The sequence below is a fragment of the Mucilaginibacter dorajii genome (assembly GCF_024808255.1).
In the GTDB taxonomy this organism is placed as follows: Bacteria; Bacteroidota; Bacteroidia; order Sphingobacteriales; family Sphingobacteriaceae; genus Mucilaginibacter; species Mucilaginibacter dorajii.
The window spans coordinates 238,339-254,031 of record NZ_JANTYS010000006.1 but is presented as its reverse complement, the minus strand read 5'-3'; the positions used below and the strand labels follow the sequence as shown (position 1 = coordinate 254,031).

The 15,693-nt window shown below is 44.4% G+C and carries 13 protein-coding genes; all 13 read right to left on the bottom strand.

The window, feature by feature from the left end; translation table 11 throughout:
- Positions 1–3 precede the first annotated feature (3 nt).
- The 13 genes from FHS10_RS10560 to FHS10_RS10500 all read right to left on the bottom strand — a co-directional run bounded on the left by FHS10_RS10560 (position 4) and on the right by FHS10_RS10500 (position 15,683).
- Positions 4–1,698: a hypothetical protein gene (locus tag FHS10_RS10560; protein ID WP_259090202.1), complete on the bottom strand. Its 1,695-nt coding sequence runs from the start codon at positions 1,696–1,698 to the stop codon at positions 4–6.
- A 583-nt stretch (positions 1,699–2,281) separates the two neighbouring features.
- Positions 2,282–3,124 (bottom strand): hypothetical protein, encoded by an 843-nt coding sequence (locus FHS10_RS10555; RefSeq protein WP_259090201.1) that lies wholly within the window; start codon positions 3,122–3,124, stop codon positions 2,282–2,284.
- Between the two features lie 2 nt (positions 3,125–3,126).
- The gene (locus tag FHS10_RS10550) at positions 3,127–3,609 is read right to left on the bottom strand and encodes a YybH family protein (RefSeq protein WP_259090199.1); all 483 of its coding nucleotides are present in this window, start codon (positions 3,607–3,609) and stop codon (positions 3,127–3,129) included.
- A gap of 30 nt (positions 3,610–3,639) precedes the next feature.
- The gene (locus FHS10_RS10545; RefSeq protein WP_259090191.1) at positions 3,640–4,218 is read right to left on the bottom strand and encodes a cupin domain-containing protein; all 579 of its coding nucleotides are present in this window, start codon (positions 4,216–4,218) and stop codon (positions 3,640–3,642) included.
- A 10-nt stretch (positions 4,219–4,228) separates the two neighbouring features.
- On the bottom strand, positions 4,229–5,449 hold the full coding sequence (locus tag FHS10_RS10540; RefSeq protein WP_259090189.1) for a serine hydrolase domain-containing protein: 1,221 nt from the start codon (positions 5,447–5,449) through the stop codon (positions 4,229–4,231).
- Between the two features lie 109 nt (positions 5,450–5,558).
- On the bottom strand, positions 5,559–6,614 hold the full coding sequence (locus tag FHS10_RS10535) for a hypothetical protein (RefSeq protein ID WP_259090188.1): 1,056 nt from the start codon (positions 6,612–6,614) through the stop codon (positions 5,559–5,561).
- A gap of 116 nt (positions 6,615–6,730) precedes the next feature.
- The gene (locus FHS10_RS10530; protein ID WP_259090186.1) at positions 6,731–7,306 is read right to left on the bottom strand and encodes a hypothetical protein; all 576 of its coding nucleotides are present in this window, start codon (positions 7,304–7,306) and stop codon (positions 6,731–6,733) included.
- A gap of 17 nt (positions 7,307–7,323) precedes the next feature.
- Positions 7,324–7,542, bottom strand: coding sequence for a hypothetical protein (locus tag FHS10_RS10525; RefSeq protein ID WP_259090184.1), 219 nt, complete (start codon positions 7,540–7,542; stop codon positions 7,324–7,326).
- 44 nt (positions 7,543–7,586) lie between these two features.
- Positions 7,587–8,090 (bottom strand): hypothetical protein, encoded by a 504-nt coding sequence (locus FHS10_RS10520; protein ID WP_259090183.1) that lies wholly within the window; start codon positions 8,088–8,090, stop codon positions 7,587–7,589.
- 205 nt (positions 8,091–8,295) lie between these two features.
- Positions 8,296–11,208, bottom strand: coding sequence for an ATP-binding protein (locus tag FHS10_RS10515; RefSeq protein ID WP_259090182.1), 2,913 nt, complete (start codon positions 11,206–11,208; stop codon positions 8,296–8,298).
- A 218-nt stretch (positions 11,209–11,426) separates the two neighbouring features.
- Entirely contained in the window at positions 11,427–12,539 is a 1,113-nt protein-coding gene (locus tag FHS10_RS10510) for a DUF4998 domain-containing protein (RefSeq protein ID WP_259090180.1), read from the bottom strand.
- A gap of 30 nt (positions 12,540–12,569) precedes the next feature.
- On the bottom strand, positions 12,570–13,754 hold the full coding sequence (locus FHS10_RS10505; RefSeq protein WP_259090173.1) for a DUF5000 domain-containing lipoprotein: 1,185 nt from the start codon (positions 13,752–13,754) through the stop codon (positions 12,570–12,572).
- 42 nt (positions 13,755–13,796) lie between these two features.
- A complete protein-coding gene (locus FHS10_RS10500) occupies positions 13,797–15,683 on the bottom strand; it encodes a RagB/SusD family nutrient uptake outer membrane protein (protein WP_259090171.1) in 1,887 nt (628 codons plus the stop codon).
- Positions 15,684–15,693: the final 10 nt, after the last annotated feature.

The window sequence follows — 15,693 nt, the reverse complement described above, 5'->3', positions numbered from 1 at the left end:
GTTTCAAAAGCTTAGCAGGTAACTTAGTTCCCCGCGGGTTTCTGTAAAATTTGGTTGCAAAGCAGGCCCTGAAGTTTTCACCTTGTTATTGGTCAGGAAAAGATTGAAGGATACCAGTTGTTTTTGGGTTACCCGGTAACCCAGGTTACCGGTAGCATTAACAATAAACGCATCTTCGCCTGCCAGCGACTTAGTGCTGGTGAAGGTGCCGCTGAGACCGGTTTGCAGTTTCTGGAAAAAGATCTTGTTAGCACCCGCCGTTGCCGATTTGAAACTGTTACGCATTCCTTGTCCGCTTAATTTGGTATCGGATATATTAAGATAGGCGCTCAGCATTCTTTTAGGGAAATTGATATTGTAACTCAGCGTATACTGGTTAGTTTTCACGCTGCGCGATACGGCATCGGTACTATAAAAAGTGTTAAAGTCATTCAAACTATTACGGGTTAACGATCCGGAAATAACATGGATCACATCGGTGTTGATGATCATGTACCGGGGCATGATGGTAATGGTTTGGGTGGTTTGTACAATCTTTAGCGAATCAGCAAATAAAACGGTTTGCGCTTTTTGATTGTCGGAGAAGTTGGTGTACACCGCTTCCACGGAAAACGATTTGGTAATATCGACGCCAGCGTTAAACGCGCCGATGATACGGTGGTTGGTGGCCCGTTTCTGATGCTTAACGTTATCATGCTGAAATCCCAGGCTGCCATTAAATCTAATTTTGCCTTTATCAAGGCTTGCAGAGGGGCTTACCGTCCAATTTTCATAGTCCGAACTAAAGTAGTAGGCACCCATGGTTTGAAAATCGGGATCCACGCGTTTGTATTTAATTTTAAGCCCATAATCCTTGCTTTTATAACCAAGGCCGGCCGAAAACGCGGTATAATACTCTGATGTGCCGTTAAGCCCGAAAGTGCTGCGGAGTTTGTTGAGCAGGGTACTGGTGCCGTTGCTAAGTTCAATAGGCGAATTGATATCATTAGTATACAGGCTTAAAGCGCCGTCGCTTTCAAAAAACAAATACTTCCACAAGCTGAACCTGGAGGTGTAGCCCATAACGTCATTTTTTGCCGGGCTTACGTAGTTAAGCTGTGGGGTAAGTCCGGCAGGTTTGATGGTGTCGTCTTTGGCACTCAGGTAGCTCAACTCAAAAAAATTACGGTCGGTTCCGTAACCGAGTTTGGCGGCGTATGCTTTTCTTGAAAAAGAAAAAGGTACCAATGCCTGGGTTGTGGTGTCAATAGTGGTTGCACTGTTAAGTTTGCCATACATAAAGCCAACCCTAAGCTTCCCGGGATTAAGTTCGAAACCTGCCCCAAGCATAGTGTGCCCGCCCAGGGTATAGGGTGAAAAAGAAATATCCCTGTAACCCAGGTGCACAGTAACCCATTTGTAGGTAGGACTGATACCATATTGGTTAAAAGGTTGCCGGAATGATTTATCGGATTGGCTGAAGCTGAAAGATAGCGGTACATCCAAACCATAAAAACTAATGATGGGGCTGCCGGAAAGGTAATAGGTGAATGGCTGCCGCCTATCGGCTATACCCGTTGCATTGTAAAATATGCCCTGTGCCTGCACACTCCCTGAAAGAGTTACCGGTTTTTGTTGAGCAATATTTTCAAGGTCCTGGGCATGAAGCCTGTAGTGCCCGCAGTAAACCAGGGCTAACAGCAAAAGGTATTTTTTCATTGCAGGTAAATTGATGAACACAGTTTAAGTGATCGGTTTAATCCATGGTCAGCCAATGAGCGAATCGGTGTTCTGACCGTGTAAATAAGTTATCTTAATGAGTGTAAAATATTTAGTCTATTGGCCACATTGCCTGCCGGGGACAAGGGAATTTAAATGAGGGCGTGTTAAAGGCATGGGCGGGCGGATGAATTTTTTGTTTTCTTGCAGGTTTCATAGGTATGGGTTTAGATGTTATTTTATTTAAGGATGTTTGCTGATACGTTGCCGGCGAAGCAAAATTTCCGTTACAAATAAACGTTGGCCGGTAAAAAAAAACTTTCGAGTTTGTTGCAGATACTTTCGAGTTTGTTACATTTTTTGTTTTGAGGGAAATATTGGCGATAATTTGCTATGTGTAGCTAAGAAGGAGGGTGCAATTCGCTAATGCGTGTGGCCTTGTACAAGTTCAGCTAAGCAAATCGTCTTTCCTCCCGGGAAAGCATCTTTGTATGGCGAATTGCTGCCGATATCCCGGATGAAACGCGCAATAACTTGCATCAACTTGACGGAGTTAATATGATGCCTTACCACCAGCTCGGGTTTAAGCTGCTTTCAACAATCGCACCCCCATAAGATAATACATAATAAACGGAATGGCGGGAATAGCCACCAGGAAGCCTGCTGTACCAAAAGGGTCTGGCCAGTTGGGCGGTATTAGTTCCAGCAAAATAGCAATTAAACTGCAGCCCATATACCAACGGGATGCACGTTTACCGAGTAAGCCTGTTATTTTGAGTGCCGCCGCGAAAAGAAAGCTCCCCAGGTACATCAATATAACTTCGGCCACACTGATCACATAAAACAAACTCTTTACGGCAACGTACAAATCCGGGCGTTTAGCGGCTGGGTTTGCAGCAAACAGCCGGAAAGCATCGGTAAGGTAATAACCCCAGAAGGCCATATTGATCATAAACAAGGGCATTGCCATGCTCAGCGCTGCAAATGCTAATACCGAATACAGGTTTTCACCGGTTGCCTGTAATCGCGTTTTCAACAAGGCGGTGCCTAACAAAAGCAACATGCCGCCTGCTATCAGGATGGCGTAGCGTGTTTGCTGTTCGGCAGCGGTGTTAACCCAGCCCTGCAATGTTCGGGGTGGCGGCCCCATGCCCGCGAAGACGGAAAACAACAGCCAGGGCGTAAATAGTAACAGCGCGGTTATGGCTTGTTGTTTGCCGGATGAGCCTTGCACCCACAGTTTACGCAGGCCAAGATGGTATGCGGAAAGGATCATCAAACAGGCATGCAAACCCCAAAGGGGTAAATATATTTTATAACTTACCGGGGCTATCCCAAAGGCAATAGCCATGGTTGCCGGCGGAACAAGCCATAGGTATACCAGGCTCAGTTTTTGTTTAATTGGGGTGGTTTCTTTATTCATCATTCCTATTTTATTCCTTTTTCTAATTTGGCATTTTGCCCGGCCAGGATCTTCCACGCGCCATCGCGTTTTACCAGTACAATCATCCGCCTAAACTCAAACGTTTGACCGGGAAAACGTTCATCGCCATCTAAACCGGTTCGCACATGTGATATAGCAAGATTAGGATACGGGTAAGTAATATCTTCAACCGCGCGGGTATAATAATGCGTGGCTTTAAAATAAGTGGCGTGCACCTGCTGATAATGAAACTGAATATCATCCCTTCCCTTGTAGTAAGCACCAAACCAGTTTACCCAGGTGGCATCAACGGTGTAATTATCGGCCAGGCCTTTAGGGTCGTGCCGGTTCCAGGCGTCTTCATAATTTTTAACAAGCTGCCGTATCGCCGGGTTTTCTTTGGTGGTATCTGTTTGCTGGCTGTAGGCTTTAAAACCATACAACCAGCACAGACAAACTACTATGAACTTAACACTACAAATTTTCATGGCTGTTAATTATATAGGAGGATTTTGAGCTTAAAATGCCTTTAATATATCAATTGGCGGCCCAACGCGTTCAAAGCCGTGTTGTTTCCTAAACTCGTCCTGTTCGGCTTCGGGTTTGCCTTTCATTTGCCCTTCGCTTATGGCTATAAAACATTCTTCCATTTTACCCGCCGGCTGAAAAGTGGTGAGCATCCGGCCAACACCTTCTCCTACCTTTGAAAACGCGTGCGGCACACCCCGCGGACCGAATACACTATCGCCGGGTTTAACATGGTGCATTTTATCGCCCACTTTTATCACAAACTCTCCCTCCAAAATGTACCACCATTCGTCCTGGTTGTAATGGAGATGCAGGTTTGGCCCGCCTTTTTTTACGCGCGATGATTCATATACATACAAATCGCCATCGGTATCTTTAGCAGATACCTTGGTATAAAAAGTGTCCCCGTCAAACAGGTTGATGGGTTTTTGAAAACGATCTGCACCGGCATCAATTTTATAGCCGGCTTTTTCCCCAAGCATGGTATAGCTTTTAGCAATTACGCTAACCGGCACGGCTAAAACAGCGCCGGTTACGGATAGCATCCGCAGGAAAGTATTGCGTTTCATGATGGTAGGTTTATTTAATGAACAAATCATCTGTAGCCCAGGTTGGGTTTTTGGCGTAAGCCCGCCAGAATATCTGATCTAAATAATAATCAAAATTGCTTTTCCAACTGCGCGTATTGGTCAAAATCACAAAATTAAATCCGTTATCCAAACGGGCCTGTTCAGTGGCTGTGCCGGGCAGACTTCCCGTGTGGACATAGTTATTGCCATTAATACCCCAGCCGCATCCATAAGCTGCATTGGCTGTTGAACCGGTATACATAATATTTAACGTCGACGGTGTAAGAATATCCGTACGTACCGGAAATTTATCAATATAAACCAGGAGCCGGGCCAGGTCGGCAGCGGTGGCAATCCATCCTCCGTGCGAGTCCATCCGGCTGATTTGGTATGCATAAGGATCTTCACCGCTTTGGCCATAGTAAGTGACTTCTTTAGATAGTTTTTGGGCAAGTGTATTACCACCAATGGTCATATCCGTAATGCCAATAGGTGTAAGTACCAGTGTTTTTACGGCTTCCTCATAGGTTTGCCCGGTTATTTTTTCTATCACACGGCCCAATATGCAGTAACCAAAGTTAGAGTAATCATAGTTGGTGCCTGGTGCATGATCAAGCGGGCGGTTATCTAAAGTCCAGGTGATGAGCTGTGCAGCCGTCATCCCGGGGTTACTAAACATCGGGTCATTTACTTCATTACCCCAACCTCCGGATGTATGATGCAGCAGCTCATCAACTGTAATATCGGCAATATGAGGGCCATAAGCTTTAGTACCATAGGTTTTACCTAACAGCGCGCCATCGCCAAATACTTTATCATCCAGCTTTATCTTACCCTGATCAAGCAGCCTCATAATGGCAACAGATGTAAACTGTTTTGAAAGGCTGGCCAAACGGTAGCGGTCGCTGATCACAGCTTTGGTTCCTTTAGATTTATCGCTTGTGCCATAAGCTTTTAAATAAACCAGTTTCTCGCCTTTGGTAATGGCAACAGATACCGCCGGAACGTTATAAGTAGTCATAAAGGTATTCACTTCATCATCTAAAGCGACTACGGCAACTTTGCTGGGAGCCAGAGTATCAACGACGGTACCTGTTCCTGTTTTAGTTGCCGGGGGCGAATCTTTGCCGCATCCGGCAAAAATCAGTAAGCCGGCAAGGGTCATTAATTTAGTAAATTTTAACATGTGCGCCACAAAGCAGAAAATTTCGGATTTATAAGTTTTTTTCATGGGTGTTGAGTATTGTAGTTTTAATTATTGATTGAACACGTTAACCATAGGAAAGCCTCACACAAGCACTTCATCATATTTAACATACTGGAACTGCGCTACCAGCAACCTATTTGCAGTTGTAAGTAAAAGAATTGATGCCCGAGCCATCAAGTGCCACGGTAATCGGGAAATCTTTGTCATTGTATTGATAGGTAAGGGTTGAGTTAATGTCCGCCGCTGCCGCGCCGTTGGTGGTTATCAGTTTCCCGGTTATTTTAACCGGGTTATTTTTGCTCAGGATTGCGCATCGGCCTGCCCAAAAACGAACCTTGTCCAGGTTATATGCGCCAAAACCGCTAAAATCGTTGCCTATAAATTTCCAGTATTTGAAGATAGCCGTATATGGTGAGGGCTTATTATCATAAGTTATATTCAGCAACTCATCAGAGGTTTGTAGGTAATCGATCCTGCTCTCCCCAGATTGAGGTACGTTGACCTTTCTTACTAAATCAGATACAATTTTTATTTGTGTTACGTTATCATTGGCGTCATAGGTAAAATTGAGTTCATATCTGAAAAGCGCGAAGCCGTTGGCGTCCTTGTAACCACCGAATGGTACCGCTATTAAAACCGAAGTGAGGTGTTTCTTTGCATCGTCGTATTTAAATTGATACAACGAGTCGCTTATTATTGCCGAAGGCTGATTTGATCCCTTAAATATTTGGTGCATAAATTCAGGATTCCCATCATAAATATTCCCGCTGCCGCCAGTATAATTATAGGTAATGTTAATTGTGCCGTTGTAATGGTTGCCCAGCCCATCAACCGATGAAGTAGGATAAGCGTCAACAGCTTTAGCAGATGTAATAGTCCTGACGAAAGGCCCGTAATAATAATTGAGCCCCGTCATCTTTGTAAGAAGGCCTTTATCATCATATTCAAAATTACGGAGCCCGAGCGCCTGGTCAACATCACTTGCAATAGTACAGGCCGAGATATTTACTACGGGGGGAGTAGGGTTATCAGACGGTTTGCCGCAACCATACAAAGTAATTAATAAGCTACACATGAGTAAAGCGGCAAGCGGGGATCTGGTTATGATTTTTGCGTTCTCATTTTTCTCTGGTCTTTTTGGTAGGTGTTGTTCCCCGGTTATTGCAATGTAGTTTTGAAGTGTTTTCATTCCTGGTAGATTTATAGATTCGTTATTGTACTTTTATAAGTCTTAAAACAAAGGGTAAAAGCATCCATGTTGTAGGGTGGCATTTTCTTTGTATAGATATTGGTATCATGCCGCAATCAATCGGGCGTCAGTTTAATAGGTAGGGCAATATCTTTCCCCACGTCAAGGATGTGTAAAGCAAGGCTCTTAGCATTGTTAGGCACCTCAAAGGTTACAGTGCCAACCAGCTCAGCGTGCCGCTCAACCAGTTCACTTAAATCGCCGGTAGGTGGTGTAAGTGCCCCATCAATGGCAAGCCTGAAGCCATCGTTCCAGAAAGTAGCCGGCGAATAATTACTGTTGTTTTTGTATTTTATTTTAATTGCAAGCGAATTGCTTTCGGGCGTTATAGGTTCAAGCGATGCGCCAAGGATGGTGTATTCATGGTCTTCAATTTTTACCCGCGTCATTGAAAATACTGCCTTCAGGCTTTCAGCCGGCTGTTGCGGTTCGGCCTGTTTAGCTGGTAAACTATCCACATCTTTTTTGATCAGCGGTTTTGTTTCGGTAGATATTTTGCCTGCCGCTGCCGGTTTGCTGAATAGCCCTGCCCCGTTTAACGCCACAATTAAACCGGTAACAGCGGTTACAATAGCAGCCAGGCCGGTAATAATTCCGGGTATGGTTGTCCAAAAACTTTTTTCGTCGGGCATGGTGGTATTTATTAAGGTTACCGGTTGGGGTTCATGGGATTGCTACGTTCCCGGGCATTTTTTCCGGCCAGTTTTTTCTTCCTGTCGTTAATCAGGGTTACTATGGCAAATATGAATACGACCAACATTGCCAGGATCTCTTGGGTGTCTTTTTTGACAATGCCGTCCACAATGCAAATAGGCCCCAGCACTGCCAGGCAAATAAGGGTCGGTTTTCTCGGCAATAGGATGGCCATGATAAATAATTTAAAGGGTTATCAAATTTGAGCGGTATTATAACTTATTGTACAACCAGGTCTGTTTCAATATTGACCTCGTTATCGGCTTTAACTTTGTCCCAAATGCGCGCTTTAACGTGATAGGTTTGGCCGGCTACCATTGGTTTGGCAACGGTGATATCCCCGCGCAGTTCGGTGGCCTCGGCAGGCGGATGGCCCTGGTCGCCGGCAAAAAGGTCATCGGCTTTAAGTATGACAGTTCCCTTTTTGTCGGTCACCAACAGCATCATCCCCGGGAAAACCTTGCCATCCTTAAGTCCATAGTTGTTTAGCCCGAGTGCCACTATTGCTATGCGAGTATTTATTTGTACTTTATTATCGGTCATGCGTTTATTAGCCGGATCTATCAATAAAACATCCTGCACAATGAATCCATTGTAACTAAAGGATAAGCCCGTAAGTAGGTCCCTTTTGGTGCCCTTACTAAAGTTGCATGAGGTAAGCATTACACTGCTTAATATGACTGGGGCAAGCAATACCACCAAAGCAGGTTTAGAAATTTTCATAAGTAGATAGGTTAAAGATTATTTGTGATTTAAGTCCGCGCCAAACATTACCCCTAAGGGTTGCAGCGTCGCTATAAATCATTCACAAATAAACATAGCCCATCAGAAAATTACTTTCGCGCATGTTGCAAATCCTTTCGATTTTGTTGCATTTTTTTATCGGTAAGCAACAATTTTTCTTAAAAGCTATAAGTAATTTTAAAGATCAGGCCTCTACCACCTTACTTGGAGCAAAGCCGAAATGGCGCGAGAAACTGGCCGAAAAGCTGGCAGGACTGCCGAAACCAACCATATAAGCCACCTCGGATACGGTTGCAACACGGCGTTCCAACAAATCGTGTGCGTATTGCAGGCGAACAATGCGGATGAGTTCGCCGGGGGCCTGGCCAATAAGGCCTTTTAGTTTGCGGTGTAATTGGGTGCGACTTAGCCCCATATCGTCAGCAAGTTGATCGGCGCTGTAACCTTCTTCGTTCAGGTGGCTTTCAACAGCGTGGCGGATGCGCGCTATAAAATCCTGCTCAATGGATGGCAGGGCGATGGTATCTTTAAGCCACATGTCGCGGGTGCTGTAGTGCAGGCGCAACTGCTCACGCACGCTAATGAGGTTTTCAATCAAGGCAAGCAATTCCCGCTGGTCAAAGGGCTTAGCCAGATAGGCATCGGCCCCGGTTTCAATGCCCTGTATACGACTGTCCAGGTCGGCCTTTGCCGTTAAAATGATGACGGGGATATGGCTGGTTTTTTCATCCTTTTTAAGCGTTTCGCTCACCTCGTAACCGCTTACCTTGGGCATCATCAGATCGGTAATAACCAGGTTGGGGATGTGCTGCAGACCAAGGGCAATGCCTTCTTCGCCATCAGCCGCGGTAATTAGCCGGTACTTACCGGCCAGCGATTGCCGTATAAATTCCCGCAGTTCGTGATGGTCCTCAATCAGCAAAATAAGCGGGCTGCTTTCATCTGCAACTAATACTTCAGCGATATCAATCACCGGCATAAATACTTCAGCGGCTACACTTACTGCTAAAGGGTCGGCAACCGCTTCGGCTACCTGGTATGGCATATCTACACGGATCTGCGTAAACACACCCTCGGCACTCTCGGCCGTTATTTGCCCACCCATCAGTTCAACCAACTCCTTGGTAAGCGCCAACCCAATCCCCGTACCCTCCGCAAAGCGCGTATCCGATGGGTCGGCCTGGTAAAAACGGGTAAAAATAAAAGGTAGCTTATTAGCCGGGATCCCTTTTCCTGTATCCCTCACCGTAAGGGTAAAAGCGTTTTCAGGTGCTTCGGCATTTTCAAGCAGTGCAATTTCTACTTTTCCTTCGTTGGTAAATTTCAAGGCGTTTGATAGTATGTTAAGGATCACCTTATCCATTTTATCCCTGTCGGTGCGTATCCAAAGAGTGTCCCGGTCGGCAGTAAAAAGCAGGGTGATGCCTTTTTGTAAAGCCAGCGATTCGTAGGAGATGGTGTGGAGTTTTACTAATGCCACCAAATCTACCGGTGTAAGGTTTACATCCATCAGGCCGTTTTCTACCTTGCTTAAATCCAGTAGCTGGTTAATCAATTGCAGTAAGCGTTCGGCATTACTGATAATCAGTCTTAGGTTTTTATTGCTATCGCCGGTAGGTGCATATAACAACTCCTTAGCTGGATTCATGATCAGCGTAAGTGGCGTTTTAAACTCATGGGTTATGTTGGTAAAAAAACGCGATTTTACGGCATCCAATTCCAGTAATTTATCGGCTTGCTCTTTCAGCTCGGCAGTACGCAGCTGCACTATTTGCTCCAGCCGGCGGGCTTCGCCAGCTATCAATTCGGTTTTCTCGGTTTCCTGGGCAAGGGCACGCGCCGATAGTTTTTCTATCTCCCTTAGCTTTGCAGTAAGCTTTTGGTTAGTGCGGGCAAAATCAAGCGCCAGGTAAAGTGACAGGCAAAGCGGCAATACCAATGAACCTGCCCCCATCACAAACAAGCGCATGGTATTAAGCTCATAAGTCCATACACCGAATACATCTCCCCAGGCAAAAACGTAAACCAGTATTACCGCACCCACGCCAATGCCCACAAGCCATGCGTCTTTTTGCCCGCGTTTAATAACCTGGGCTACCGACCACAAGCCATCAGCCATGCAAGCAAAATAGACCACGGTAAAATAATCGACCCAGTAGGGCACCCGTAAAATCCAAAATTTGATGGCATAACCTGCAAGGTAAAACACCGTAATACCAGTTAGTAAAAGCACGCGCCACCGCGGCACCCGGCGATAATTGAGCACATAAAGCAACAACACTGCCGACCACAGGATGAGCACCTTGCAAACGTTGGTAGTAAAATCTGCAAAGTATTGCACCGAGGGGTAGCTGGTAAGGTAATACTGGTAAACAGCTATGCCGTTAATACCTATCAGCAGTACAAACAGCGCGTAATATATATTGAGTTTTTGCCGGGGATAAAACAAAAAGAACAGGAAATGCAGCAGGCCCAGTATCAGCTGCGCGGCGCCAAACATGGGCAAATAATCATACAGCTTTTGGGTTTCACTTACCCTTTCGGCTCGTTTTTCATAATCGCCTATCCAAAACTGGAAACCCGAAAAATTGTAGTAAACGCCAATGAAATTGCTGTAACGGATGGTAATTAGGTGAGGCCGGGTATCGGTAAACCAAATTGGGATCAGCGCCCTGGGCGCACGGATGGCGACCATTTGCTGTGCCGAATGCCCAACCTTGCCGTAACCGCCAATAGGTTTGCCATCTACAAATATTTCAGATGCCCCATCATGATTAATGCGAACAGAGAGTTTTCTGTTCACCAAAGCGGTATCAACTCTTACCCATACACCAAACCAGCCCATGCCTTGCCAGCCACGCGGCGCATCGGCTTTGCCAAAAACAGTGTTATGAATGGTGCCCCAGCCAGTAGTATTGGTTACAGCGAGTTTGCCGCCGGGCATTTCACCGGGATGAAAATACCAGAGCGAATCAAGGAAGGGCACTTCGTGCATGGTGCCAAAATTACTTTCGCGAACCACATAGGGTTGCTGCCCGTATGCCCGGTTTACCAGGCACAACAATGCCAGGCAGCCCAACAGCATGCAACACCTCATGCACCTATATGAAACAATATTTCTCCTATACATACAAAATACCACCGCAACTCCTTGATTCTCAAAAATAATATTTTCAAATGGGGTAGGCAATGTTAAATGATAATATAACATAGGTACTAACGCTGTTAAGCAGCAGATAGCAAAATGGGGTAACAAGTAAAATGGCTTCGCCAGGGAGAACCTTAACGAAGCCATTATGCTACTACAGCCAGGTATTATAAACCATATGTACTTATTTCGCCCATCACCATGTATGATTGAGGACCTTGAATACCAACAAACTTAAAATACCTTGCCCTTGGGTTATTAGGGGTTAAATACCGCTGTTCGCCATTAATTAAACGGTTAAAATTAAATGTACCCTGGTTTACCCAGGTTACTTTATCTGTACTGGTAAAAAACTGAAACTTATCCGGGCCACGATCATCTCCACCGGTTTCAAAGGTGGTGCGCCACACACCAAATTGTGTAATAGTTCGCTCCGCCCCCATATCTATAGTTGCAAAGTGTGGATAGCTTGAACACCCGGCACATGTGTGCCAGCGTGTCGCGTCGGTTCCATCGATAAAATTAGTTACAGCATTATCTCCACCTGGGTGTTGGGTTGAAAAATCAATAATGCTCCAATCCTTTTTATCAAATGAAAACAAGCCGCCATCAGTATAACCGGTATAAAAATTATCAATACTGAGGGAATCGGGCTTGAATATTGTTCTGAATTGATAATTTGTATTAGGTTTAAGATCAAGTATCTCAGACGTTTTCATTTCCACAGGAAATATTTGATATTTAACATTTCCCAAAACATCGGTGTATTTAACTTCGGATGCGAAAGCCCCATTTGATACATCGGCCCCACCCCAGTTAATGGTAAGTTTTCCTTTGGCATTTATGAAAGTGGAGTTTACAGGCCTGGTTAGTAATTGAGCCTGGTACTTTTCGCCATAAGACCCACCTACCACTTCTACCGGTATAGATGAATTTCCCTTCCCGTCGTAGGTGCGGATAACAAATGTATAGTTCTTTTCAAGCAAATTGGTAATCATTACGCTTATGGTATCACCAGTAGGCGGAATATCGACACCTACAGAATCGGCGTAATTGTTCCAATAAACCTTGGCTTTTATCACCGATGGGTCCGCCCCTCTTAACCATGCAATTTTCACCCTGTTTAGGCCAGAGTAAGCCTTAGGCGAAGTAGCCTTTCCTGTATAAGTTAATCCACCCGGAACCACAAATTGTTTGTAGGTAGCATCCATTTTGGTACAGGCCGTAATAACACAGATTGCAATGAAAAACATCAACCTGGTATAAAATATTTTCTTCATAATATATTTTTTATGATGGTTAAGTAAAACTTATTGAACTATTTGACCGAAGAAGGTCATCTCCATAATTACTACCTGACCCGGGCTGCTGTATGTTTCTAAAGATTTTAAACGCAGATAGCGTACTGCACCCGGTTGTACGTCAAAATTAAAATCGGCACCCAGGTTAGTGGCATAGTTAATATCTTCATTGGTTTTTTGGCCCAAAGGCAAGCCAGAGGGTTTAAACGTTGTAAAATTTCCAAGTAATGTCCACTGCGTCCACCCGCCGTCAGGATCCGGTGAGTTTGATCCCCATAATTCAAAATTTTTCAGGCCAGAACCTGTATAGCAATGATCATTCGGCTCCATCCACATTTTAAACCTGCTCATCAATACTTTTTTGCCCAAATCAATGGTAATCCACTGCGGAAGCGATGAGGCATTTGATGAAGCATAAATCCGCCTGTCGGCCAGCCCATTCCATATATTTTCGATATTAAAACCCGGGTCTGCAAGTTCTGTCTGATCGGTAGGAAGCACCAGTTTGCTAAAGGTGTTTTTGGGGATTTCTATTTCAAATTTAGGCGTCAGTGTTTTAACTAACGTATCGGATTTATTGTTCCATCTGTCGCGGATAAACACAGCAAATTTTTGTGGTTTGGATTCAAATCCACGGGCGGCAAAGTTACCTGCTACGGCTGCTGTATAAAAAGTCCGTACGGTTACCCAGTTGTTGTTCCCCGTGGTATCTCTCAGCACTACTATCGCCAGGTCTGCCTTATCGGGATTGGTAAACGATATATTTACGCCACCAAATGTTTCAGAAAAATTAGATGTTTTAAATACCGATTTAACGGGCGGCGTTTTTGGTATCACATCAACCGAGATAGGGTCAGATGCTTTTTCATTATTACCCACGCTATATATTTTCACGGCGTGCTTCAATGTATCGCCAAAACCCACAAGCCGTAGCGTATCTGTATACCTTGATGATTTTGCTTCCCTAAAAACACCTGGCTGTATTTCATAAACAGCCTTTACATAGGCTAAGTTGGCATCTGCCGGGAGCTTGTAGGTTAACACCCCTCCTCCGGGGGTTGGGTCAACCTTTACATTGGTGATTTGCGCAGGGGCAGGCAAACTGGAATCTACAAAATCCAACCTTCCCTGTTTTGAACAACTGTACCCCAAAAAGGCAATCAACAATACTCCGATAAAATATATCTTTTTCATTTTTATGTTTTAATTAAATGATCAATCTTCAAATGATGCCTTTTACCAACCCAGGTTTTGAACTAAATTTCTGTTAGCTGTCATATTGTCTTCGGCAACAGGCCAGAAATAATCCTTTGCACCAAATGTTTGGTTATAAAGCACCGTAATACGGTAATAGGAAATGGGGGTTGTTTGCGAAAGATCCCAGCCTTTAATGGGATTATTTAATTCTTTAGCCGATTCTTTCCATCGGCGCAGATCCCATAATCGCTGCGATTCGAAAGCCAGCTCAATCAAACGTTCCTGGTGAATAATGGCGCGCATACCGTCTTGATTCTGGAATTTTGCCGGATTGGTAGAATAATTAGTCCATGATGCTGCCACAGTACCTAAACCGGCACGCTTCCTTACAAGATCGACGTATTTATTAACTTCTGGGGATGGGCCTGCAGACTCATTTAGCGCTTCTGAATACAATAAATACAAATCAGACAAACGCATGATTGGATACGGATAATCAACAACCGAATAATCATTTGATGAATTGATGGTATTTTGAAAGTAGATCAGTTTTTTGAGGTTATATCCTGTTACGGTATTATAGCCATATTTACCTTTACCATCCCGCTGTTTAAATTTACCCTCTAAATAAAACAGGTCCATATAGCTTTTATCGTCGTAGTGTCCATGCCCATAATAAACCCCACCGTCGAAGCCCAGGTCGGCGTAAAAACGGGGTTCTCTGTCAAAATGTAACGCGGCCGTAGTGTAACCTTTCCGGATATATAACTTATCAGCATCTTCTGCCGTGCGTAAATTATATCTTCCGTTATAATCCCATGTTTTGTCTTCATTGATAGGTACACCATTGCCGGTATAAAACATTTCGGCAATTTTTAACGGAGGCGATAGCTCTCCCCTGGTAATAACTCCATCAAGATATAAAGGATCCCACCAACTGGATATCAATCGTTGTAAATCCGCCGTGTTAGATTGAGTATTGGCCCAGATAATTTCACTGTTCCATTTTTCTGTAACAGCGTTTGTGATGCTCAGCTGGGTTTTAATGGTATCGGTAAGTGAAAATTGCTGGAAAGCCGGATTATAAACATATAGTTTTATACCGGCAGACTCACATAAGTCAATGGCTTTTTTACACGCAACAGCTGCAGAATCCCATTTAACTTTAGAATAGGTAGTATTAAAAAGAGGCGTGCCGTTCAGGTTTTTTAAACTGGCCTGGTCTGTATTGCCGTTAAATAAAGGGCTGGCCGCGGTAACCAGTACCTTGGCTTTTAAGGATAGTGCAATTGGGCGGGTGATCCGTCCGGCTTCAGTAGTTGGACTGATGATGGTTACCGGCAGCCCTGGCGCTGCTTCATCAAGAAGCCGGGCTATGTAGCTAAAACAGGAATCCACAGGATCGCGGGTTACTTTTACTTCATTTACATCTGCCGAAATGGGCAAGTTAGTTTTGATCATAGGGATTGGCCCATACATCCTTACTAAATTGAAGTGATAATAAGCTTTCAGAAATTTCACTTCTGAAATCCAGCGTTGCCTTTCAGTTTCCTGCATATCGGGTACTTTCCCGATATTTTCAAGGAAAATATTGCAATCGCGGATTGCCTGGTACATGGATTGCCATCTATCGCCCAACGGCCCTACTTTGCTCTGAAAGCCTTTGGCCATATCCAAATAAGCACCTCTTTCGGGAATTTCCCATAGTTCATCCCCTCCAACCATCGCCGGATCGTCGCCCAATTGCCCGTTTTTAGGCATAAATGAGTAACAGGTAAATAAAAATTTCATGGCCTGGGTACGCATAGTAAAAGCATTATCTATGGTTGCCACGTTATCCGGCACTACATCTAAAAACTTTTTGCAGGATGTTAATGCTGCCAAAAAGAACAATGTGTAAGTTCCGATTACTATATATTTTTTCATATGATGTGTA